Origin of the sequence: Dendrosporobacter sp. 1207_IL3150 (assembly GCF_036763085.1) — a bacterium.
Classification (GTDB): domain Bacteria; phylum Bacillota; class Negativicutes; order DSM-1736; family Dendrosporobacteraceae; genus JBAIYU01.
On the sequence record NZ_JBAIYU010000017.1, the window covers coordinates 236,249 to 260,475 of the forward strand.

Here is a 24,227-nt window from a genome sequence, read left to right on the forward strand (position 1 = left end):
GTGTGATAGTATGTATGTAATTAATAGTGAATGTATTAAGTGTGGTGCGTGTGCTTCAGTATGCCCGGTGGGCGCAATTTCCGAAGGAGATACTCAGTATGTAATTGATGAGCAATGTATTGATTGTGGTTCATGTGCTGCAGTATGTCCTGTTGGTGCTATTAGCCCAGGCGAATAAGGAGTTGGCCCGGTGCTGCCGGGCTAATGTCTTATCTAGAACCGTATTTTATTTGGAGGCCTCTATGAATAACATTGATCCGATGGAATTAAGGAAAGCTTTTAAAGAACAATTTGGATTTTATCCTCCTTGCAATGTTGGTGCAGCTGAGTTGGGGGAGGATATGGAAAGGATTATTGGTGAATATCATCATCTAATTTGGGGAGAAGGTGCAATACCGCTAAAGTATCGCTATCTAATTGCCTTAGCTACGGCCGTTTATAGTGAAGATGATACAAGAGCTAAATTAGAATTGATCAAGGCTGTCAAGTCTGGAGCTACTAGAGAAGAGATCGTCGAGGTACTCAGACAACAAGTGTGGATGCGTGGTGCACCGCTAATAGTTAAAATTATACCGCTCCTAAAGTTTTTGGAGCGGATTGATAACGTAATAGAAAAAGAAGCGTAGTGAATATTGCTGCGCTTCTTTACGTTTTAGCATTTTTTAGGTATTATATATATTAATAATTATATCTACCTGGAAGTTTACCAAGATTGAATAGGGGAGAATTTTAGTGCCTATATTATTACTGTCTATGCTTGTAGTTTTAGTTGATCAGTTATCCAAATATTATATTCAATCTCACATGTTTCCGGGATTATCTTGGCCGATAATAAATAATGTTTTTCATATTACATATGTCCTAAATCCTGGGGCGGCCTTTGGGATATTAGAGCACCAGACAATGTTTTTTATTGTCATTGCTGCTCTTATGATTGGTTCGGTCATATACTTTTATTCTCATTTACCTAAAGACAATTGTATATTAAAATTTGGACTTGGGCTAATGGTGGGCGGCGCAATAGGGAATGTTATCGACAGAATAAAAACAGGCTTTGTTGTAGATTTTTTTGACTTTCGGGTATGGCCAGTTTTTAATGTGGCTGATATCGCTATTGTAGTCGGTGTTGGATTAATAATATACTCAATACTATATTTATCTAATACAGAGGATGAATCACATGAACAGCAGTAATTGCGTATATAACATTGATGAGTGTACTGGGGAGCGAATTGATACTTATTTAGCCAGGATAATGCCCGGAGTGTCGCGCTCGCATGTTCAGAAGCTAATTGCAGAAGGAAACATACAGGTTTCTGATCGTATAATAAAAGCTAACTATAAGTTGCAAAAAGGTGATTGTATCCGGGTTACAATACCTGAGGCAAAAAATGTTGAAATTAATGCAGAGGCGATACCTTTAGAAATTCTATATGAAGATACCGATGTTATTGTAATAAATAAATCGCGCGGTATGGTTGTCCATCCTGCGGCTGGAAATTTTAGCGGTACTCTTGTTAATGCTTTGTTGGATCACTGCGATGATTTATCAGGAATTAATGGTGAGATTCGCCCTGGAATAGTACACCGATTGGATAAAGATACATCTGGAGTTATGGTAGTCGCGAAAAACGACTCAGCTCATATTGATTTGGCTAAGCAAATAAAGGAACGAACTGCTAGTCGGCTTTATTTAGCGATTGTTCATGGTAATCTAAAAGAGGACAATGGTATTATTAATGCCCCTATAGGGCGACATCCAGCAGATCGAAAAAAGATGGCTGTAGTTTTTTCGAATAGTAAAGAAGCTGTAACGTATTTTAAAGTTATTGAACGATTTGGCAATTATACGCTTGTTGAATGTAAGTTAATGACTGGTAGGACTCATCAGATTAGAGTTCATATGAATTATATTGGGCATCCGGTTGTTGGAGATCCTAAATATGGTCCAGAGAAAAAACATTTTAGTATTAAGGGACAGGCTTTGCATTCAAAGCAGTTGAAATTTAGGCATCCATCAAAAATGCAAGAAATGGTCTTTTCCGCGCCTTTGCCGGCTGATATGGAGAAAATATTAACCCAAATAAGACATATAAAAAAGTAGGGGGTTTTTATGTCAATATTAGTTGAAAAAACAATAATAATGGACTCACAAGCTATTAAGAGAGCGTTAACGAGAATTGCACATGAAATTATCGAAAAAAACAAGGGAATAAATGAGGTTGTATTAGTTGGCATTAGAACTCGCGGCGTCCCTCTAGCGGAGCAGCTGGCAAGAGAGATAGAAAAAATTGAGGGTATAGTCCTGCCAGTAGGAATTCTTGATATAACTTTATATCGTGACGACCTATCAACTCTAGGTTATCAGCCGATTGTACATGAGACTGATATTCCAGTAGATATCAACGGGAAGAAAGTAATATTAGTAGATGACGTACTCTATACTGGAAGGACTGTCCGTGCTGCACTAGATGCATTGATCGATATAGGGCGTCCTAAAACGATACAACTTGCAGTATTGGTTGATAGAGGGCACCGTGAGCTGCCAATAAGAGCTGACTATGTTGGCAAAAATGTTCCGACTTCTGGAAGAGAAGTGGTTAGTGTTCAACTGCTGGCAATCGATAAGATTGATAAGGTTATTATAAAAGAATTCAAAGAGTAAGAAAAAGGTTGAGATTTTGAACTGCACCCCTTATGTTAGACAAGATAGTATAATGTCTAACATAAGGGGTGTTTATTATGCCAAAAGGAAAACCAAATGCAAGGTACACAGGTGAATTCAAACAAGCAGTTGTTGAAGATATGAGAAACAATGGCCTTAGTCAGAATGCTACGGCAGACAAGTATGCTGTAGCGCTATCCGTAGTACAAAGATGGGAACGAATCTATTTGGAAGATGGACCAGGAGGTCTGTATATTGAACGTCGAGGCCGTGCTAATGCCGCAATAGGTATTAACAAAGGCCGACCACCAAAACTAGATAAAAAAGTTGAAGGAGACCTCATAGCAGAAAATCAAAGGCTTAGGATGGAAATAGACTATTTAAAAAAATTACATGCCTTAGTACGGAAGGAAGAGCAAGCGATAAGCAAAAAGCTCAGGTGATCTACGAACTGAGGCATAAATATAAGGTCACCGAATTAATTCAAGTGGCAGGGATAGCCCGCAGTACTTACTACTACCAGATTAAAAGAATGGATGGACCTGATAAATATGCTAAGATAAAAGAAATAATTTTCACTATCTTTGAGGATCACAAACATCGTTATGGCTACAGACGCATCACACTGGAACTGCATAACCAAGGGTATTGTATCAATCACAAGACAGTGCAGCGACTAATGCGAGAGCTAGGATTGTTTTGTCTCGTAAGAATGAAGAAGTACAAGTCTTATAAAGGCACGATTGGGAAGATATCTCCTAACCGATTAGAACGGAATTTTAAGGCGGAAAAACCTAATCATAAATGGGTTACTGATGTCACGGAGTTCGCTCTTTTGGGTCAGAAACTTTATCTGTCGCCTATTCTCGATCTGTATAATGGCGAGATCGTTGCCTATAATATCAGAGAACGTCCAAATTTTGCACAGACTATGGACATGTTGAACAAGGCTTTTAGTAAAAGACCAAACTTGAAAGGTCTGATTTTTCATTCGGATCAGGGCTGGCAATATCAGATGAAAAAATACCAACATAGGCTTAAAGCGAAAGGTATTCTGCAAAGTATGAGCCGAAAAGGAAACTGTTTAGATAATGCTGTCATGGAAAACTTCTTTGGACATTTAAAAAGCGAATTGCTCTACTTGAAGGATTTCTCCTCTATAGAACAGTTTAAATTCGAGCTAATAGATTATCTTGATTATTACAATAACCGGCGAATCAAAAGTAAACTTGGCGGTCGATCGCCTGTTCAATACAGACTGCTAGCAGCATAAAAAACAAGGCAGCCGGCTTGACCGACTACCTTGGTAAAAACGATTCTCTTTTTGTCTAACTTTTTGGGGTCACTTCATTTTTAAAGTCTCAACCTTTTTCTTGCTCTTTTATCAATTTTTCAATGTATGTTTGGTCGGGAGTAACATAAATGGTCTTTTGGTTACTATATATTACAAAACCAGGACGAGACCCGAATGGCTTTTTTACGTATTTTTTTTGTGTGTAGTCAACTGGTATTTTGGATGAAAACCTTGCTTTACTGAAATAAGCAGCAAATTGTGCTGCCAATAGTAGAGAGGCATCGGGTGGCGGCTGTTGTTTCACTCTAAGAATAATATGCGATCCAGGAAAATCTTTAGTATGAAACCAGAAATCATTCGGCCGGGCATGTTTAAAGGTTAGTTGATCATTTTGGTAATTGTTTTTTCCTATTAGTACTTCTGAGTTATCTGAGATTACTATTTTTAGTGGCTTTGCTTGCTTAGGTAGACGACGTTTTTTTATATCTTTTAGGTAACCCGCAGAAGATAACTCATGGCTTACTTCGAGTAAGTCAGCGGAGTTTACTGCATTATCCAACGAGCTTTCTATACTTTCGAGATATGCTAACTCCTGCCTAGATTGTTCGACCTGTATTGTTAATGACGCTTGAGCTCTTTTGAGTTTATTATATTTGACGTAGTATTGCTGAGCGTTCTCTAGTATTGAATAATCAGTATCTAGTTCGATGTCTATTGTAGCATCGGGCGATTCGCTATAAAAGTCAGGCAGGGTGATTTTGCTTGACGCAAAGCAATCGATATGTAGATTAGCCATTAATATATCGCCGCATTTGCGATAGAAATCTGCATTCTTTGCTGAATCGAACTCTGTACTTATTGTTACAAGCTTCTTTCCTAGTCTGGTAATTTCACCAGTTACTAATTTGCGCAATACGTCCTTTTCGGGTGAAGTATATTTAGTAAAGCTTCTTCCTGAAAGTTTTCCGGCAAATTCTACAGCTTCACTCAAGGTGCTAAATTCATTGCTGTGAAAGTCCGCGAGATGTTCCAATCGAAAAGCAGCTATACCCAACAGGGAATCTTCCGTGTCCAATACTACTGTAGGTGTTATATTACCTTCCCTAATCGGAATAGTTACACTTGCAATAGCTTGAGATAAAGAGTCAATATCTGCGGCATCTAGAGTTTCGGTATTAATATTTAATGGTAATCCAGACCGCCAAGCTATCTCCTTTGCGGTTAATGGTCCGACACCTTGGGCGGTTTTGATGATAGCTTTAAAAAGCGGCCCTGATTGAGCGGCAACGTTATTAGCAATGACTTCTGGCTCTATACGCAGGATGTTCAGCTTAGTTTGACCAGGTGGAAAGAAATAATGTTTACCCGGTAAAACTTGGCGAACTCGGCTGATATTAAAACCAACCCGTTTTATTGAATCAATGATTGTATCGCTCTCGGTAAGAATAGCATTACTATGTTTTCCCATTATTTCAATAACTAGAGTTTTACTGATAATAATGCCACCGGGCCCTCGAACGTCAATGTTTAATAGCACAATTCGATCGATATTGTGCTGAGTTATACTTGCTATCCGTCCATCCTCTATGTGTTTGCGCAAGACCATACAAAATACTGGGGGGGTGGCTGGATTTTCTATTTTGTGATTGCTAAGAATAACATGTGGGTTTTCGGCGTTAACGGCTATGTGTAAACGATAATTCTCGCCTGGTTGACGAATCAAAATGACGATTGTGTTTTTATCTGGTTGGAAAATATTATCAATACGTCCCCCGGCAAGCTTTTGATCTAATTCGGCTATAAGGGGCGACATGGAAAAACCATCGAGACTCATTTTTCTCCTCCGGTTTACGTGCTGTTATTTTTTCTCAGTATACCATTATGGTTATAAACGGTCAAACGAAGGTCTAATTGTAAATGATTCGGAATAAAGTGGATAAAGAGAAGCACACTTAGTGAGGTGGCATAAATGGAGATTGATAAGTGGTACACTCGTACGGCGGAAGAGGCTTTAGAATTTTGGGATACAAATATAAATGACGGTCTATCGTCTAGTGAAGTAAAAAACAGATTAAATAAATTTGGTTATAATGAGATGGTTGAAAAAGAAAAAACACCTTGGTGGAAAAGATTATTAGCACAGTTCCAAGATTTTATGGTACTGATACTCTTAGGAGCTACACTAATATCAGCCTTTCTCGGGGAATATGCTGATGCAATAACAATATTAGCTATAGTTATAGTTAATGCTGCTTTAGGATTTGTACAGGAATATCGGGCAGAACAGTCGATGCAAGCTTTAAAAAAGCTTTCTGCGCCTACTGCTAATGTTATTCGAAATGGGATGCAGCAGCAGATAGCGGCAAATGAGCTGGTGCCGGGAGATATTATCGTTGTAGAATCAGGGGATAAGCTATCTGCAGACGGACGGCTTGTATCAGCGCAAGGAGTAGAAGTTGAAGAAGCTGCACTGACAGGAGAATCTCTGCCAGTTAGAAAAGTAGCAGATAAAATATTTAATGAAAACAGTCCTCTTGGCGATAGGAAAAACATGATTTATGCAGGAACAGTAGTAACGAGAGGGCGGGGAAAAGCAGTAGTATGCGGAACTGGAATGGCAACAGAAGTTGGACGTATTGCCGGTATGATTCAGGATACTGGTCATGAGCCGACACCATTGGAAAAAAGGCTAGACAATTTGGGGCGTTGGCTTGTATGGGGATGCTTAGCTATTTGCTTAGTTGTTGTAGTAACTGGAGTAGCAAGAGGCGAGTCGCTTTTCTTAATGTGTATGGCTGGGATTAGTTTAGCGGTTGCCGCTATACCAGAAGGATTGCCAGCAATTGTCACGGTTGCGTTAGCGTTAGGTGTTCAAAGGATGATAAAACGAAATGCAATCGTACGCAAGCTTCCTGCGGTTGAAACTCTTGGGTGCACAACTGTAATATGTTCGGATAAAACAGGTACATTGACACAAAATGCAATGACTGTAAAGAAAGTTTTTACTGGTTTGAATAATTACGATTTAACTGGAAGTGGATATGACATCAAAGGTGACTTTCTGCTTAATAACAAGATTTTTCAGCCGAGTAGCGACAAACTGTTGCATAACTGCTTAGAGCTTGGAGCTTTATGTAATAATAGCTATCTTAAACGAAATGATGTAAATATTTCAGGTATATGGAGACATGGTAAAGATAGCGAGTGGAGTATTGAGGGTGATCCAACTGAAGGCGCATTGATTGTTGCTGCAGCAAAAGCTGGTATATGGAGAGAAAATTTAGAAAAAGAACAGCAACGTGTTGGAGAACTTCCGTTTGAATCAGATCGTCGTAGAATGTCAGTTATCTATAAATATAAAGATGAATATTACCTCTACACTAAAGGCGCTCCTGACACTATTTTAGATTTATGTAAATTCTATCATAATGGTAGTATCGAAAAACCAATTAATTCCGACTACTTGGCAAAGTTAGCTGAGGCAAATAATGAAATGACCTCTCAGGCACTGCGTGTGCTAGCTGTAGCATATCGAAGAGTTACGAAAGCAGAAGGCGACTTCCCCAGTGAAAACATAGAAAAAGACCTTGTTTTTGTGGGTTTGATTGGAATGATCGACCCACCAAGGGATGAAGCAAAGCAAGCTATTGTAGTATGTAAGCAAGCTGGAATAAAAACAGTCATGATTACTGGGGATCATAAAAATACAGCGACTGCTATAGCCAGGGAACTTCAAATGTTTGATGAAAACAAAAACAAGGTGCTGACAGGTCTGGAATTAGATAGTTTAAGTGATTCAGAACTATCAAAGTTAGTTAATACAGTAACTGTGTATGCAAGAGTCTCACCAGCACACAAACTGAGAATTGTAAAAGCATTAAAAAAACAAGGACACATCGTAGCAATGACAGGTGATGGTGTTAATGATGCTCCTGCTATAAAGGAAGCAGATATAGGTATAGCGATGGGACGTTCTGGGACAGATGTTACTAAAGAAGCATCGGCGATGATTCTTGCTGATGATAACTTCGCTACCATTGTTGCGGCTGTCGAGGAAGGGCGGGGCATTTATGATAATATAAGAAAGTTTATTAGGTATTTGCTTGCTTGTAACACGGGCGAAGTTCTCACTATGTTTATTGCTGCCTTAGCAGGTCTACCTATGCCTCTATTACCTGTGCAAATACTTTGGGTTAATTTAGTTACAGATGGATTACCAGCTATGGCATTAGGAGTTGATCCGAATGACCGTGACATTATGTGTCGTCCGCCAAGACATCCAAGAGAAAGTGTATTTTCTAGGGGGTTAAGCCGTAAAATAATTGGGCGCGGAATTCAAATCGGTGTCAGTACAATACTAGTGTTTTCAATAGTTTATTATTTAAAAAATGATTTAGCGTTGGCGAGGACGATGGCTTTTACAACGTTAGTTTTCTCGCAAATGTTTCATGTATTTGATTGCCGATCAGAAATATATAATGTATTTGAGGCTGGAATATTTAGAAATAAGTTTCTTATATTAGCCGCGTTTTGCTCAATTTCTATGCACGTTACAGTTATATATAATCCATTTTTAAGCAGTGTTTTTGCTACAGTTCCAATGGGCTTTTACGATTGGCTTTTAGTTTTGGGAATTTCAGGCTGGACATTTATGCTAAATGGACTAAAGGCGTTATTTTTCCGGCGACAAGTTGCACGTGCTGTATTTAACAGGTAAAATAAAAGGTAAGATGTTGCAATGGAGGAATTTCTATGCAGTTTAGATTTACTAAATGGCACGGCTTAGGTAATGATTTTATTATTGTAAATGGTTTCACTGAAAAGATTGATGATTACAGTGCGGCCGCTGAAAAAGTCTGTGATCGTCATCTAGGTATCGGTGCAGATGGGTTGGTAATAGTACTGCCTTCTCAAACAGCAGATTTTGAAATGCGTATTTTTAACTCTGATGGCAGTGAAGCGGAAATGTGCGGTAATGTTGTTCGATGTGTAGCTAAATATGTATATGAGAACGGAATGACCGCCAAGAGTAAAATAAATATTCAAACAAAAGCAGGCATAATAATACCAGAATTAATTATTGAAAACGGCAAAATTAAAACAATTAAAGTTGATATGGGTGAACCAAGATTAAGACGAAGCGAAATTCCTATGGAAGGCAATAATAATGAACAAGCAATTAATTACCCATTAGAAGTTTCTAACAACGTTTATAACATTACCTGCGTATCAATGGGCAATCCGCATTGCGTAATTTTTGTTGAGGATATTAATGCTGTTGATCTAAGCGCGATTGGTCCTCAAATAGAGAAGCATGAGATATTTCCAAGGAAAACCAATGTTGAATTTGCTCAGGTGTTAAATGATCAGGCTATTCGCATGAGAGTCTGGGAACGAGGAGCGGGTGTTACGATGGCCTGTGGCACGGGTGCCTGCGCAACGTTAGTTGCTTCAGTTCTTAATAATAAGACACATAGACAAGCGACGATTGAGCTTGATGGCGGTAATCTGATCATTGAGTGGAAAGAAGATAATCATGTATATATGTCAGGTCCAGCTACCGAGGTGTTTCGAGGTGAATATATTTCTCAATAAAAAAATCGGCTCATTATGAGCCGTTTTTTATTATTGAAGGAATTTTTGTAATCTTTGGATAATATATACTTAAGAAAATTTAGTGAGGTGCTTTTAGTGAAAGTTCTCTGCTGGATTTTAATTTTATTCTCTTTGTTCAGCAATAATGCCTATGCGATAGCTCCAATTAATAGTGGGATAATTAAGCAAGCACAAGAATATGGGGTAAGTCATGTTAATGACTCATTAATCACATTTCTACAGCCTTGGATTTCGTATGAAGAAAGAGCGACTAAGCTAAATGAGACCTCAGAACGTGCGTATTTGTATACCACATTCTTGCTGTTAGCAACTGATGCGCGAGAAAAAAAAGCAAATGGTAAAGTTGTAAGTATTTCTGATAGTGAACAAATCATCACAGATTATAGCGGGACTCTTAGTTTTAGTGTAACACTATTTGGAAAAGACTCGTCCTTTTCTCGTAATACCACTGCAGTATTAAGACAGGGTAAAAGTAAAATAAAAGCATATCAAATAACTGCTCCTAACGAAGCTGAGAAATGTGATTGGTTAAACAGCAAGCTATATACAGCACAGTGCTATTTCTATTTTGATGAACGAGAAATTGATATATCTAAACCTGTTGTTTTATCCGTGTTGGCTCATGATAAACAGGAACGTAAGTTTTATTTTGATTTGGGGAATATAAAATAAAAACTATTTAGGGCTAAGCCCTATTTTATTTTGGTATGAGAAATAAATAAGGACCTAACTGGTGAAAACTAAAGGTTTTGTAACTTCACAAGGAATTTTTTGATAAAAGGAGAAGTATTAAAAAAATACGATTAAATCTAAATTTTAAGGTTAATAATAACATACGCAAAGGAAGGTGCTTTTTAGTGCTAAAAAGCATGACTGGCTTTGGACGCGGTGAATTTATCGATAGCGGCCATCGCTTTATTGTAGAAATTAAAGCAGTAAACCACAGATATAACGATATAGTTATCCGTATGCCCAAAAATTTGGGTTCGCTTGAAGATAAGATTAGGCGTCGTGTAGCTAACACATTATTGCGTGGGCGTATTGATATCTTTATAACTATGGATGAGTATAGTAAGAGTAAACGCACTGTAAGGGTTGACAAAGAATTGGCAATCGCTTACCATAATGCTTTGAGAGATTTAGCTGATTTATTTTCCACTTCATTAAATGATAATATTTATCAAATTGCAAAATATCCTGATGTAGTCAAGATCGAGGATGATGCAGAAGATGTTAATGAATTATGGCCTAAGCTGGTTAGTGCGATTGAAGTAGCAATAGAAAACCTTCTCAGTATGCGACTAGCTGAAGGGGAAAATATTTCGGAAGATTTGATCATTCGTATTAATAAACTTGAAGATTGTATTAGTCAAATAGAAGAACGTGCCCCTAAAATATTAACTGAATATCGTGAAAGACTATTAGGTCGCATGCGCGATTTATTAGTTTCAGTTGGTTCTGAGCCTGATGAAACTAGGCTTTTTCAGGAAACTGCAATATTTGCTGACCGAAGTAATTTTACTGAAGAATTAGTGCGCTTACGAAGTCATTTATCCCAATTTCGTTCTACAATTCAGTCTGATGAAGCGGTAGGGCGAAAGTTGGATTTTATTGTTCAAGAAATTAATCGGGAAACAAATACGATTGCTTCCAAAGCAAATGATTATACAGTAGCAAATATAGTGGTAGAAATTAAAAGTGAAATTGAGAAGGTCAGAGAGCAAATCCAAAACATAGAGTAATATAGAGAGTTTTGATAAAAATAGATTAAATGGCCGGCTACACAAAAAAATAGGGGGAATTTGTTTATGGAGATTAAACTTATTAATATTGGTTTTGGCAACATTGTATCTGCTAACCGTATTATTTCTATTGTAAGTCCAGAATCAGCTCCAATAAAACGTATAATACAAGAAGCTCGTGATAGAGGTATGCTTATTGATGCTACTTATGGAAGACGTACAAGAGCTGTGATTATTGCGGACAGTGACCATGTTATCTTATCAGCAGTGCAGCCCGAAACTGTAGCACATCGTCTTGCAAGCAAAGAAAATAATGATGATACTGCGGAATAATATTTAACTAAGTGAAAGGAGACGTAATAATGGCGCAGCAAGGAATACTCATTGTTCTATCCGGTCCTTCTGGTACAGGGAAAGGAACGATATGCCGCGAACTGCTGCGTAACTATCCCAATTTACATTACTCGATATCTGCAACTACCCGTTCACCGCGATTAGGTGAAACTAATGGCGTTAATTATTGGTTTACCTCGAAAGATGATTTTCAAAATATGATTAGTAGGGACGAATTATTAGAATGGGCCGAAGTTTACGGAAATTACTATGGAACTCCTTGTCGTTACGTAAGTGAGTTATTAGATAGTGGTAAAGATGTAGTGTTGGAGATTGATACGCAGGGTGCAATGCAAGTAAAGAAAAAGTTTCCTCAAGGAGTTTTTATCTATATAGTACCACCGTCAATGGAAGAATTGGCTGATCGAATACATAAGAGAGGCACAGACTCTCTTGAAAGTATAAAAAGAAGATTAAGTTGTGCTAGTGCTGAGATGAATAAGATTAATAGTTATAATTATGTTGTCGTAAATGATGAAGTTCCGGTTGCGGTTAGCAAAATAGGAGCAATTATCGTTGCCGAAAAATGCAATGTATCTAGAAGCAGCGAATTATTAAAGCAAATTTGCAAATAAACTATTTAGAATAGAGGGGGACATTAATGATACATCCATCATTAGACGTTCTTGTTGACAAAGTTGACAGTAAATATACTTTAGTTGTTCTTGCAGCAAAACGTGCTCGCGAGTTGATGAGCGGGGAGAATCCAACGGTTGAAAGTAAATCTAATAAACAAGTAACAATTGCATTAGAAGAAGTTGCTAGAGGTAAAGTAACTTATGAAAGAACGAAGACCGGAATTAAGTAGGGGGCAGTTCATGTTAAAGGGAAAGAATATTGTTGTAGGGGTGTCTGGTGGTATCGCTGCCTATAAAGCTGTGGATATCGTCAGTCGTCTGCGAAAGCAAGGTGCCGAAGTTTATGTGATTATGACATCTTCAGCAACTAATTTTGTTACCCCTACAACCTTTCGTGAGATCAGTGCAAATCCGGTTGTAACGGATATGTGGGATGAACCTAAAAATTGGAATGTAGAGCATATTGCCCTAGCAACAAAAGCTGATTTATTTTTAATAGCACCTGCTACTGCGAATATTATTGGTAAAGTCGCTAACGGTATTGCTGACGATATGTTATCTACAACTATTATGGCAACAAAGGCTCCAGTGATTTTTGCTCCTGCCATGAATAGCAATATGTATTTAAATCCAATTGTTCAAAGTAATATTAAATCATTAACAGCGATTGGGTATACATTTATGGATCCAGATGTGGGAATGTTGGCTTGCGGTGTTGAAGGACCAGGCCGATTGCCAGAACCATCTGCAATTGTGGAGAGAGTCGTTTCCATGTTCGTAAGGTCAAATGACCTTTGTGGAAAAAAAATCCTTATAACTGCAGGCGGTACAATTGAGCCTATCGATCCAGTAAGATATATAGGAAACCGTTCTAGTGGTAAAATGGGATATGCTTTAGCAAAAGCTGCATTATCACGCGGTGCACAGGTAACATTGATTTCCGGTCCTACTAGCCTTCAACCTCCAACTGGAATTGACGTTAGATACATTGAAACTGCAGCTGAAATGCAAAATGCCGTCCTCGAAGAATTTAACGATTCAGATATTATAATTAAGGCTGCAGCGGTTGCAGATTATCGCCCTCAAGAGGTTGCCGTACAAAAAATTAAAAAAACTGGGGAGTCAATAACACTGACGTTGGTGAAGAACCCGGATATACTCTATGAATTAGGTAAAATAAAAAAAGAACGTCAACTTTTAGTTGGTTTTGCTGCCGAGACACAAGATTTAATTGAAAATGCCATGTCAAAAATGACCAGAAAGAATTTGGACATGATTGTAGCTAATGATGTAACTATGCCAGGCGCCGGTTTTAATTCAAATACTAATATTGTAAAACTAATATTTAAAGATGGCAGGATTGAAGAAATACCAAAAATGTCTAAAGATGCAATTGCAAGTATTATTTTGGAAAATATATTAAAATTGGGTTGATTTTTCAACATCTATAACTTAAAATTGCAATTAGTGGAAAAATACAATATTTATTTACTCATCAAGAGTTGGTGGAGGGAATGGCCCTATGAAACCGCGGCAACCATTTTGCAATGTCAAAAACGGTGCCAATTCCTGCAGTAAAAAACTGCTAGATGGGAGTGCGACTTACTCTCCCGTACGGGAGTTTTTTTCTTGATTATTGTAAACAGGGGGTATAATTGTGGAGAATAAACGTGTGTTATTCACATCAGAATCTGTTACGGAGGGTCATCCGGATAAAATTGCTGACCAAATTTCTGATAGTGTATTAGACGCCATTTTGGCAAAAGATCCTATGGGTCGAGTCGCTTGTGAAACTCTTGTAACTACTGGATTAGTCCATGTAGTAGGCGAAATTACAACAAAATGTTATGTTGATATTCCTAAAATTGTCCGCGAAACTATAAGAAATATTGGTTATACTAGGGCGAAATTTGGTTTTGATTCTGATACTTGCGGTGTTATGACATCAATAGGCGAACAATCGGCAGATATCGCAATGGGGGTCGATAAAGCACTTGAGGCTAAACAAGGTGAAATGGAAGATATCGAAGCAATTGGTGCCGGTGACCAAGGTATGATGTTTGGCTACGCCACCAATGAAACCCCAGAATATATGCCTTTACCTATTTCGCTAGCACACAAATTGGCAAAACGCTTATCTGATGTCCGTAAAAATGAGGAAGTGACATATCTACGTCCTGATGGAAAGACTCAAGTTACTGTTGAATATTTAAACGGAAAACCTGAACGTGTTGATACAATTGTTATATCGACTCAGCATAGCCCCGAGGTTGATTTAGCAACAATAAAAAAAGATATGCTGGAAAAAGTTATTAAACCGATTGTGCCGGCAGAATTACTAGATGATAACACTAAATATTATATTAATCCAACAGGTCGGTTTGTTGTAGGTGGGCCTCAAGGAGATGCTGGACTGACTGGCCGTAAGATTATTGTTGATACTTATGGCGGTATGGCTCGCCATGGAGGAGGCGCTTTCTCTGGCAAAGATCCAACAAAGGTTGACCGCTCAGCTGCTTATGCCGCTCGATATGTGGCTAAAAATGTTGTAGCGGCGGGCTTGGCAGATAAATGTGAAATCCAACTTGCTTATGCTATTGGAGTAGCTCATCCTGTCTCAATAATGATAGAAACTTTTGGAACTGCTAAAATAGATGAAAAATTAATAGTTAAACTAATTGAAAAACATTTTGATTTAAGACCTGCTGGGATTATCAAATCCTTAGATTTAAGACGTCCTATATATCGTCAGGCTGCAGCTTACGGACATTTTGGCCGAACTGATATTGATTTGCCATGGGAAAGACTTGATAAGGCAGAAATATTACGTAAAGAAGCGAAAAATTAATTTTAAAAATTATATTGGTAATACTAACTTTGCTAGACTCAATTATTGTCAAGGAGGTTAGTGTTACATGGCTAGTAAAAAGACAGTATATACAGTCGGAGGTTTAAAGGGCAATCATTGTCGAGACCGGATTGAGCATACGCTGTCGCATCTGCCTGGTGTTACTAATGTTGATGTTAATGTTGGATCTAAAAAAGTTAATGTCGCTTATGACCCAGATGTTATTGCCAGTGGATATATTGAAGAGACTTTACAAACTTTAGGCTATTCAATACAGGGTTAGGTGTAGAATATGAAATTGCACTTTGCACCTTTTGCTCGGTCTCGCGTTAAACGTTACTTTAAGCGTTTGCCTATGGATTCAGGTGTTTATTGGGATAATTTTGACGTCTGTTAATAATTAATCCTTAGTGTAAAACTAAAATAATTTTTAATTAGGGGACTCAAATTGAGCCCCCTTTGTTTTCATAAATAAATAGTTTTTAATACTCGGCACATGCCGAGTTTTCTAATATAATAATGGATATACAAGTCATTAAAGGCGAAAAATCGTAATCTAGAAATTAGGATGATTCGAAGGTTAGATTAGTGGTGATGAAGATGAGTAAGATAGTTCAAGTAATGGTAAATATTCCAACGAAAACAATCACTAAGCCCTTTTCATACTCTTTACCAGAACAGCTAGGATACGTGGTTGCAGGATGGCGTGTTTTAGTACCATTTGGTAATCGAAAACTTGAAGGATTTGTAATTGGAATGGAAGATGGACCAATAGAAGGATTGAAAGAAGTAATAGAGGTTTTGGATGATCATCCTTGGTTTGATAAAAATATGTTTCAGACAGCTCATTGGATTAGTGGTTATTATCTATGTAGTTTAGCCGAAGCTTTACGGCTGTTTATACCTGGTAAAACAGGTATAAAAACTTTTGTTGAGTATAGAGCGGGCTCTGATAATAATTATGATTATGTAGCATCTTTGCTAGCAAAAAAATCAGAACATTATTTGGCACTATTTAAATATATAGCTGATTATGGTCCTTTAAGTATTCAACAAATTTTAAGGAAGTTTTCAACTGATAATACTAAAGAACTAAGCTACCTAGTTAGTAAAAATATAATTATAAAAGAATATAGGGCGAATAAACAAGGCAGAGCAAAATATGAAACAATATTTAGCTTAGGCATGCCTCATGAAGAGGCTCAAAAGTTTATACAGAAATCGGGCAAAGCAGCTCAGCAACGAATAGTAGCTGCTTTATTGTGTAAGAGTGAATTAACAGGTGATGATTTAAAAGAGTTGAAGATTAGCCCCGATACAATAAAACGAGCAGTTGCATCGGGATTAATAGTCGCCGAAAAAAAGAGAGTCATTCGGGATAGTTATGCTTGCATTGATGTCAAGAACGCTAATATTGACTTAAATGATCTGCAAAAGAATGTATTAGCTAAGATACTGCCTTTCACCCAAAAAAGACAGTACCAATCTTTCTTACTTCGTGGCATCACCGGTAGTGGTAAAACACAAGTATATTTAGAGACTGTAGCGCAAATAAGAAGATTAGGACGACAGGCAATAGTTTTAGTTCCGGAAATAGCACTGACAAGCCAAATAGTTGCTCGATTCAAAGCTCGCTTTGGTAATGATGTTGTAGTTATGCATAGCAAACTTACATTAAACGAGCGAAATGATGCAATCGTAAGATTAAAAACTGGCCAAGCTGGAATAGTAATCGGGGCTCGTTCAGCAATTTTTGCGCCTATCGATGATCTAGGAGCAATCATTATTGATGAAGAACATGAGTTTACCTATAAACAAGAGGAAAGCCCGAGATACCACGCTAGAGAAGTTGCTTTTAGGCGTGCTGAGCTAGCTAACGCTGTTGTAGTACTCGGAAGTGCAACACCATCAATCGAAACATACTTCGGGGCAATTCAAGGGAAACACACTTTGCTTGAGATGCTTGACCGGGTTGATGGGGCGAAATTACCTACAATAGATTTAGTCGATATGCGTGAAGAACTACGAATAGGAAGAAGGAATGTCATATCGTTGCCACTACAAAATCTAATAAGAGGTACTATTGAACGTGGTGAGCAGGTAATAATATTATTAAATCGTCGAGGGCATTCTACTTTTGTTATGTGCAGAGAATGCGGTCATGTTATGTGTTGTGAGCAATGCGCAGTATCGCTTGTTTACCATAAAAGTGGGATGCTTCGCTGTCATTATTGTCAGTCGAGTGCAAGTTCACCTGATGTTTGTCCTTGCTGTTCTAGCAGATATATTCGCTATTTTGGTACTGGAACCCAAAAACTAGAGGAAGAGTTGTTAAAGATATACCCGGATGCAAGGATTATTCGAATGGACCAGGACACTACAGGGGGAAAACTATCACATGATCGCATTCTAGAAGCGTTTTCGCGTGGTGAATATGATATTTTACTTGGCACCCAAATGGTAGCAAAAGGACACGATATAAAAAATGTAACTGCGGTTGGTATTATAACTGCTGACTCAATTTTAAACTTACCTGATTTTAGAGCGGCTGAAAGAGCATTTTCATTAATTACTCAGGCTGCGGGTAGAGCGGGGCGGGGCGATATTGGCGGGAGGGCTATTATACAGACTTATAGTCCGGAGCATTATGCTATAGAAGAAGGGGCAAAGCAAAGTTATATAGGTTTTTATGAAAAAGAAATTAGTTTCCGTAAAGCCTTGTTTTATCCTCCTTTCAGTAAAATATTAAAGATTACTGTAACAGCAACTAATGAGACAGATGTTCATAGAAAGGCTGAATCAGTAACTTCAGAAATACGCTCCGCATTGAAAGGTGAAGACAATTTACAAATATTAGGTCCCTTCGTAGCACCGATAGCCAAAATTAATAATATTTTTAGAATGAATATACTTATTAAGGCATTAGGTACTGACAATATAAAAAAACAGCTTATTAGTTTAGAACTTCATACACGCGCTGATATTTCAATTGATATTGATCCGTTAAATGTTATGTAGAGACTGATGGTTTATAACTAATGGCTTTTTACTGGTTTATATGATAAAATTTGGGCAATGATTGAACAATATGGTAATGGGGAGGTATATTTATGGCTGTATTAGAAATAAAGAAGGCAGGGGATAAAGTCTTAAAAGAACAGTGCTCTGCAGTCGCTAGAATAGATCGTAAAATCAAGCAGTTACTTGATGATATGGCAGAGACGATGTATGATGCGGATGGGGTTGGCCTTGCTGCTCCGCAGGTTGGCGTATCACTTAAAATAATTGTTATTGATGTGGGAAATGGAATAATTGAGCTTATCAATCCAATTATTGTGGAAAAAGAGGGGGAAGAAAAGGGAACCGAAGGTTGTCTTAGTATCCCTGGGATTTATGGTGAAGTTGAGCGTTCGAGTAAAGTAGTAGTTGAGGGGCTTAATCGTAATGGAAAGAAAGAACGAATTATTGGTACTGGATTGCTAGCACGAGCTCTTCAACATGAAATGGACCATCTAGATGGGGTGCTATTTATAGACCGAGCTCAAACAATTTGTAAGAGGTAAGAGACATGAATAACTTACGTGTAGTTTTTATGGGAACGCCAGACTTTGCAGTCCCATGCTTAGAAATGCTTGTTAAAGAAAAATACGAAGTTGTAGCTGTAGTGACTCAGCCAGACCGACCCAAAGGGCGTGGGCAAAAGCTAATGCCATCGCCAGTAAAAGAGTTCGCTCTGAATAATGGACTTCAGGTTATACAGCCTGCAAAAATTAAAACACCAGAATTTGAACATAAGTTGTCCGAGCTAAACCCGGATATAATTATAGTAGTTGCTTTTGGACAAATTTTATCAAAACGAATTTTAGAAATACCACCTTTAGGCTGTATAAATGTTCATGCGTCGCTATTGCCGCGCTATCGCGGAGCTGCCCCGATACATTGGGCGGTTATTAACGGCGAAACCTCAACCGGTGTTACGACAATGTTTATGGATGTAGGTTTAGATACGGGTGATATGATATTAAAAGCTGAAATAGCTATAAGTGATAGCGATAATACAGGAGATATTCATGATAAGCTGAAAGAGTTGGGTGCAATTACTTTGAGAGACACCATGACATTAGTTCAGCAGCAAAAAGTTAAGCGTGTTCCACAAAACGTTGATGAAGCTACTTATGCACCTTTACTAAATAAAGATATTGAAAAAATTGATTGGAATCTTTCAGCTACCCAAATACATAACTTAGTTCGTGGATTAAATCCTTGGCCTGGTGCCTATTGTCTTTATCAGAATAAAATTCTAAAGATATGGCGTACCCGAGTTCACGAAGCCGATGTATCTACGAGTAGACCAGGCAGGGTGATGATGGTTACAAACGAGGGAATTTTAATTGAGGCTGGTAGAGGGGTAATAGAAATTTTAGAACTTCAGCCTGAAAGTAAAAAACGAATGCTAGCACGTGATTGTGCCTGCGGTTATTGTATAAACGTTGGTGAGATTTTTGGTTAAGAAGGTGAAGTCATGACAGAAGTTGTGCCTAGACCCAAAAAACGTTTATTTATAGTGCTAATTATATTAAGTCTGCTGGTTGCCTGTATATCTACATATGCTGTGTGGATGGTAAGCTCTGCAGGATTAGCTAGCATAAGTAGATATTTGCCGACAATCTTGGGCACTATATTAGTGGTGACACTGGTAGCAGTAGCGAGCGGTATTATTGGTGTAATTTTTGCGATTTTAGGATTCGCTACTCCTAGTGTTTTTCAGGGGCTTGCATGGTCTGCGATAAATCTATTATTTCCTCTCGCAATAAGAATAGGTAAGTTAATAGATCTAGATAAAGAGCGAGTAGAGCGATCTTTTATCGAAGTTAGCAACCATCTGATACGTAGTAAAAATGTAAAGGTTAAACCAGAAAAATTACTTATTCTCACACCTCATTGTATACAGCAAGATAGTTGCCCCTATAAGATTACGCGCGATGTAAATAACTGCAAAGCTTGCGGAAACTGCCAAGTAGGTGAACTATTGAAATTATCACAAACGCTAGGGTTTCATTTTGCGGTAGTTACAGGCGGTACGTTAGCACGCAAGGTTATTAAGACGTTGAGGCCACATGCTGTGTTGGCTATAGCTTGCGAGCGTGATCTTACAAGTGGAATTCAGGACGTGTATCCTCTTCCGGTAATTGGGGTTATAAATGAAAGACCATTTGGTCCTTGTTGTAATACAAAGGTGGACATGCATAATGTTGAAAGTGTTATTAAGGAATTTTTGCGGTAATTAGTAGGTGATAATATGGATGCAAGACAAGTTGCATTGAAAGTAATTAATGACGTTAATACAAATGGGGCATACGCCAATATTGCATTAGCTAGAGAAATAAACAAACATAGCTTATCTGACCAAGATAGGCGGTTTTTGACAGAATTAGTATATGGTACCGTAAAAGCGGGCAATACACTAGATTGGATAATTAGTCATTACATCAATCGGCCACTTAATAAAATATCGCCGATTGTCCGGGATATATTGCGTTTGGGAATATATCAAATTTTCTTTTTGACGAAGGTACCAGCCTCTGCTGCTTGCAACCAGGCCGTGGAACTAACTAAGAAGTATGGACATGTAGGTACAGTCAAATTTGTTAATGCTGTTTTAAGAAATGCTGCCCGAGCACCCGAAAAAGCTGCATATCCAGATAAAGAGAAGGATCCAATTAAGTATTTAGCCTTAAAGTACTTTCACCCGGAATGGCTGGTTACACGCTGGGTTAATAGATTAGGATTTGCTGAGGCTGAATTACTGTGTTCTGCTAACAATACTACACCTATGTTATCTGTAAGAACAAATACAATAAAAACTAATCGTGATGAACTTTGCAAAGTTCTGCGGAGTGAAGGTGTTGTGTTTGAACTATCAACAAAAACTCCGGAAGGCATTATTTGCAGTGAGTATCCTGCATTAGGGTCTTTAAGATCTTTGCAGACAGGGTTATTTCAAGTGCAGGATGAAAGTTCCATGTTGGTTTCTCATGTACTGGATCCACAGCCTGGTGAGTTCGTGATTGATGCTTGCGGAGCGCCAGGTGGAAAATCTACACATATAGCCGCGCTAATGAATAACAAAGGGCTGGTGCTGTCGACAGATATTCATGAACATAAATTGGCAATTACTCGTGATAACGCCACGCGGCTAGGAGTTAGTATTATCGAAACCAAGGCATTAGACGCTGTAGAATTAGGAGATTTATATCCTGACCAAGCTGATAGAGTGCTTGTTGATGCTCCTTGTTCGGGCCTTGGTGTATTACGTCGAAAGCCGGATTCTCGCTGGCGCAAGAGTAATGATATACTTCGTGATTTACCCCAGCTTCAAATAGCTATACTACGTAGTGCGGCTAAATGTGTCAAACCAGGCGGAGTATTAGTTTATAGCACATGTACTACAGAACCAGAAGAAAACCAAGAAATCATTAAACGTTTTTTAGCGGATCATACTAATTTTATGCTTGATATTACTGGCGATTATCTGCCTATAAAAAATGCGCAGGAAATGATTCAGTTATGGCCGCATATTGATGGAAGTGATGGCTTTTTTATTGCACGCCTTAAACGTAGCGAACAGGTGAAATAGATGAAAACTAACATATACGGTCTATTGTTAGAGGAAATGGAAGAACTTATTGTTTCTATTGGAATTGAGAAGTACCGAACAAAGCAAATTGTTGAGTGGTTGTATCAACGTGATGTAGATAGCTTTATGGAAATGACAAATTTGCCCCTGGCCAAAAGATCATTGCTTGCCAATGCTTTTGAAATACAAAAAGTTTCCCTAAAGAGACAGCTTAATTCAAAAGATGGCAAGACTATAAAATACTTGCTAGGGTTTAGCGATGGTGAAGCAGTAGAGACTGTTTTAATGCGCCAGCCTTATGGCAATAGTGTTTGCGTATCTAGTCAGGTTGGGTGCGGTATGGGATGTGTTTTTTGCGCATCAACCTTAAATGGCTTAGTGCGAAATTTAAGCGCTGGGGAAATGTTATCTCAAGTATTATTTATAAATCAGATTTTGAAGCAAGAAGGAAAAGCGGTTAATAATATAGTTATAATGGGATCGGGCGAACCACTTGCCAACTATGATAATGTAATAAAATTTATTAGGTTATGTCACGAAGCATATTGTTTGAACCTTAGTTATCGTAATGTTACTCTTTCCACCTCTGGGATTGTACCAGTTATTGATAAGCTTTCAAATGAAGGATTACCTATCACGCTCTCAATATCCCTCCACGCACCAGATAATTCTATTAGGTCAAGTATTATGCCAATAAATATTCATTATAAGATAGAAGAAATTATAGCTGCGGCAGACCGTTATACTAAAAACACAGGACGAAGGGTCACTTACGAATATACGCTGATTGCTGGCATAAATGATGATACCGAACATGCAAAACAGCTAGTGAAGTTATTAAAAGGTAAAATTATTAATGTTAATTTGATACCAGTAAATGATGTAATCGAACGTGGTTTACATAGACCAAAGCAAGATAAGATAAAAAATTTTGAATCAGTTCTCCGCTTAAACCATATTAATGTCACAGTAAGAAAAGAAATGGGAGCCGATATTCAAGCCGCGTGCGGTCAATTAAGAAATGAATCACTGAATAAATAAACTATACTTTTAGTACAGCAAGGATAACTCCTTGCTGTTTACTATAATGTATGGTTTTTTTATTTGATGGCAATAATGGAAATATTGAAAAGTGGTGAATTTTGACTATATTGGGAAGATAGCTTATAATATCTATATGATTCCAGTGAGGTGTATGATAATATGACTTTTGTCCGTAACTTGGAAAACATATTTGAAAAATATATAGAAGGTTTTTTTAATAAAAAATTTTCGAGTGGTCTTCAACCTGTCGAATTAGCTAAGCAGTTAGTAAAGGAAATGAATAATCAGAGATCTGTAGGTATTTCCCAAATTTATGTACCAAACTCGTATATGCTGTATCTAAATAAGGATGATTTTGAACGTATTGCGCCTTATGGAGCCGTAATTCGAGATGAATTGTCGAAATATTTAGTTGATGAAGCAGCAAGGAAAAAATATATAATTGTAGGTCCACCGATAGTAGATATTTTTAGGGATGAAGATTTAGGCAGAGGTCGTTTTCGTATTGCTAGCCATTTTACTGAACCTTTACCTAATGAAAATCATACGGCTGAAAATGATCTAGTTGAATATAAAGAGTCGGATACTAGGGTCTTTGAGAAGTGTGATTTTGAAGTATTAAAAAACTATCCGGAGAATCGAATTTCAGCTAAACTAACTGTAGCAGAAGGGCTTGACGAAGGTATGACTGTAAAGGTTGGATTGAAGCGGATCAATATAGGACGACGCGAAAGTAATGAGATGCCATTAACAGATATGAATACTTCACGGTTGCATGCGTATATCATATATGATGATAAGAGTCATATTTTATATGATGCTAAGAGTTTAAATGGTACTTATATTAATGGTCATCGAATTACAAGAAAAACTTTGCACCATGATGATCAGATAAAGGTAGGAAACACAATCATTCGATATGAGGTGAGCTAGCTTGCCGATGAAGACAATTGTTCCAACCGTGTTGAGCATTATATTGCAATATAGCTTAGTTATTCTTATATACTATTTTCTATTTAGAATAATTAAGATTGTGTATTTAGACTTACATAAAACAGATATCCAAACGACCACAAATAATCATCATCCTGGCAATGTTGCTACTGGTATTGAAACAGCAAAACTGGTGGTAATTGAGAGTCTTAATCCTAAACTGAGAAATTCTGTATTTCCATTAGGAGATGCAATTTCTATTGGAAGAAATTATAATAATGATATAGTAATTGAAGATAATTTTGTATCATACGATCATGCCTGTATTACTAAATACAAGCACGACTACTGGCTTACAGATTTAAAAAGTACTAATAATACATATGTTAACGGAAAATTAGTAGATGATGAGGTTGCTTTAAGCAAAGGTGACACAATAAAGATTGGTGCGGTTACTTTTAGATTTGAGAGGTGACG

General features: G+C 37.7%; 26 protein-coding genes and 1 riboswitch. Of the genes, 25 read left to right on the plus strand and 1 reads right to left on the minus strand.

Translation table 11 applies throughout. The features are described from left to right. Positions 1-10 precede the first annotated feature (10 nt). The 7 genes from V6C17_RS10275 (at position 11) to V6C17_RS10305 (ending at position 3,938) form a co-directional block, all read left to right on the plus strand. Complete coding sequence (locus tag V6C17_RS10275; RefSeq protein WP_333522476.1) at positions 11-178, plus strand: DUF362 domain-containing protein; 168 nt, start codon at positions 11-13, stop codon at positions 176-178. Between the two features lie 64 nt (positions 179-242). Continuing rightward, positions 243-626: a carboxymuconolactone decarboxylase family protein gene (locus tag V6C17_RS10280; RefSeq protein WP_333522477.1), complete on the plus strand. Its 384-nt coding sequence runs from the start codon at positions 243-245 to the stop codon at positions 624-626. A gap of 106 nt (positions 627-732) precedes the next feature. After that, positions 733-1,194: a signal peptidase II gene (lspA, locus tag V6C17_RS10285; RefSeq protein WP_333522478.1), complete on the plus strand. Its 462-nt coding sequence runs from the start codon at positions 733-735 to the stop codon at positions 1,192-1,194. Then, positions 1,181-2,104 carry an RluA family pseudouridine synthase gene (locus V6C17_RS10290; protein ID WP_333522479.1) on the plus strand — a complete coding sequence of 308 codons (924 nt, stop codon included), beginning with the start codon at positions 1,181-1,183 and terminating at the stop codon, positions 2,102-2,104. Before lspA ends, V6C17_RS10290 begins: the two co-directional genes overlap by 14 nt. A gap of 9 nt (positions 2,105-2,113) precedes the next feature. Then, positions 2,114-2,665, plus strand: a complete 552-nt coding sequence (gene pyrR, locus V6C17_RS10295) for a bifunctional pyr operon transcriptional regulator/uracil phosphoribosyltransferase PyrR (RefSeq protein ID WP_333522480.1) — start codon at positions 2,114-2,116, stop codon at positions 2,663-2,665. Between the two features lie 77 nt (positions 2,666-2,742). Next, positions 2,743-3,108, plus strand: coding sequence for a transposase (locus tag V6C17_RS15980; RefSeq protein WP_442891434.1), 366 nt, complete (start codon positions 2,743-2,745; stop codon positions 3,106-3,108). Beyond that, entirely contained in the window at positions 3,054-3,938 is an 885-nt protein-coding gene (locus V6C17_RS10305) for an IS3 family transposase (protein WP_442891482.1), read from the plus strand. Before V6C17_RS15980 ends, V6C17_RS10305 begins: the two co-directional genes overlap by 55 nt. 88 nt (positions 3,939-4,026) lie before the next feature. On the opposite strand, the gene V6C17_RS10310 is transcribed toward V6C17_RS10305, so the two are convergent. Then, positions 4,027-5,793, minus strand: a complete 1,767-nt coding sequence (locus V6C17_RS10310; protein WP_333522481.1) for an Rqc2 family fibronectin-binding protein — start codon at positions 5,791-5,793, stop codon at positions 4,027-4,029. Positions 5,794-5,928: 135 nt separating this feature from the next. Between V6C17_RS10310 and V6C17_RS10315 the strand changes: the two genes are divergently transcribed. The 18 genes from V6C17_RS10315 to V6C17_RS10400 all read left to right on the plus strand — a co-directional run bounded on the left by V6C17_RS10315 (position 5,929) and on the right by V6C17_RS10400 (position 24,225). Continuing rightward, entirely contained in the window at positions 5,929-8,676 is a 2,748-nt protein-coding gene (locus tag V6C17_RS10315) for a calcium-transporting P-type ATPase, PMR1-type (protein ID WP_333522482.1), read from the plus strand. A gap of 35 nt (positions 8,677-8,711) precedes the next feature. Continuing rightward, complete coding sequence (dapF, locus tag V6C17_RS10320; protein WP_333522483.1) at positions 8,712-9,554, plus strand: diaminopimelate epimerase; 843 nt, start codon at positions 8,712-8,714, stop codon at positions 9,552-9,554. Positions 9,555-9,650: 96 nt separating this feature from the next. After that, complete coding sequence (locus V6C17_RS10325; RefSeq protein ID WP_333522484.1) at positions 9,651-10,247, plus strand: hypothetical protein; 597 nt, start codon at positions 9,651-9,653, stop codon at positions 10,245-10,247. A gap of 185 nt (positions 10,248-10,432) precedes the next feature. Next, positions 10,433-11,317 (plus strand): YicC/YloC family endoribonuclease, encoded by an 885-nt coding sequence (locus tag V6C17_RS10330; RefSeq protein WP_333522485.1) that lies wholly within the window; start codon positions 10,433-10,435, stop codon positions 11,315-11,317. Positions 11,318-11,383: 66 nt separating this feature from the next. Next, a complete protein-coding gene (gene remA, locus V6C17_RS10335; protein WP_333522486.1) occupies positions 11,384-11,650 on the plus strand; it encodes an extracellular matrix/biofilm regulator RemA in 267 nt (88 codons plus the stop codon). A gap of 29 nt (positions 11,651-11,679) precedes the next feature. After that, complete coding sequence (gmk, locus tag V6C17_RS10340) at positions 11,680-12,285, plus strand: guanylate kinase (protein WP_333522487.1); 606 nt, start codon at positions 11,680-11,682, stop codon at positions 12,283-12,285. Between the two features lie 26 nt (positions 12,286-12,311). Beyond that, complete coding sequence (rpoZ, locus tag V6C17_RS10345; RefSeq protein ID WP_333522488.1) at positions 12,312-12,518, plus strand: DNA-directed RNA polymerase subunit omega; 207 nt, start codon at positions 12,312-12,314, stop codon at positions 12,516-12,518. Positions 12,519-12,528: 10 nt separating this feature from the next. Next, positions 12,529-13,722 (plus strand): bifunctional phosphopantothenoylcysteine decarboxylase/phosphopantothenate--cysteine ligase CoaBC, encoded by a 1,194-nt coding sequence (gene coaBC, locus V6C17_RS10350; RefSeq protein WP_333522489.1) that lies wholly within the window; start codon positions 12,529-12,531, stop codon positions 13,720-13,722. A gap of 55 nt (positions 13,723-13,777) precedes the next feature. After that, a riboswitch (SAM riboswitch) is annotated at positions 13,778-13,884 on the plus strand. Positions 13,885-13,945: 61 nt separating this feature from the next. Next, positions 13,946-15,136, plus strand: coding sequence for a methionine adenosyltransferase (metK, locus tag V6C17_RS10355; protein WP_333522490.1), 1,191 nt, complete (start codon positions 13,946-13,948; stop codon positions 15,134-15,136). A 67-nt stretch (positions 15,137-15,203) separates the two neighbouring features. Then, the gene (locus tag V6C17_RS10360) at positions 15,204-15,419 is read left to right on the plus strand and encodes a heavy-metal-associated domain-containing protein (protein ID WP_333522491.1); all 216 of its coding nucleotides are present in this window, start codon (positions 15,204-15,206) and stop codon (positions 15,417-15,419) included. A 317-nt stretch (positions 15,420-15,736) separates the two neighbouring features. Continuing rightward, positions 15,737-18,154, plus strand: a complete 2,418-nt coding sequence (gene priA / locus V6C17_RS10365) for a primosomal protein N' (RefSeq protein WP_333522492.1) — start codon at positions 15,737-15,739, stop codon at positions 18,152-18,154. 92 nt (positions 18,155-18,246) lie between these two features. Beyond that, positions 18,247-18,699 (plus strand): peptide deformylase, encoded by a 453-nt coding sequence (gene def, locus V6C17_RS10370; protein WP_333522493.1) that lies wholly within the window; start codon positions 18,247-18,249, stop codon positions 18,697-18,699. 5 nt (positions 18,700-18,704) lie between these two features. After that, positions 18,705-19,646: a methionyl-tRNA formyltransferase gene (fmt, locus tag V6C17_RS10375; protein WP_333522494.1), complete on the plus strand. Its 942-nt coding sequence runs from the start codon at positions 18,705-18,707 to the stop codon at positions 19,644-19,646. A 12-nt stretch (positions 19,647-19,658) separates the two neighbouring features. Beyond that, positions 19,659-20,420, plus strand: a complete 762-nt coding sequence (locus V6C17_RS10380; protein WP_333522495.1) for a DUF116 domain-containing protein — start codon at positions 19,659-19,661, stop codon at positions 20,418-20,420. A 15-nt stretch (positions 20,421-20,435) separates the two neighbouring features. Continuing rightward, positions 20,436-21,773, plus strand: coding sequence for a 16S rRNA (cytosine(967)-C(5))-methyltransferase RsmB (gene rsmB, locus V6C17_RS10385; RefSeq protein WP_333522496.1), 1,338 nt, complete (start codon positions 20,436-20,438; stop codon positions 21,771-21,773). After that, positions 21,774-22,814, plus strand: coding sequence for a 23S rRNA (adenine(2503)-C(2))-methyltransferase RlmN (gene rlmN / locus V6C17_RS10390; RefSeq protein ID WP_333522497.1), 1,041 nt, complete (start codon positions 21,774-21,776; stop codon positions 22,812-22,814). 162 nt (positions 22,815-22,976) lie between these two features. Further along, complete coding sequence (locus tag V6C17_RS10395; RefSeq protein ID WP_333522498.1) at positions 22,977-23,750, plus strand: DUF3662 and FHA domain-containing protein; 774 nt, start codon at positions 22,977-22,979, stop codon at positions 23,748-23,750. A gap of 7 nt (positions 23,751-23,757) precedes the next feature. Further along, positions 23,758-24,225, plus strand: a complete 468-nt coding sequence (locus V6C17_RS10400) for an FHA domain-containing protein (RefSeq protein ID WP_333522580.1) — start codon at positions 23,758-23,760, stop codon at positions 24,223-24,225. The last annotated feature ends 2 nt before the right edge of the window (positions 24,226-24,227 follow it).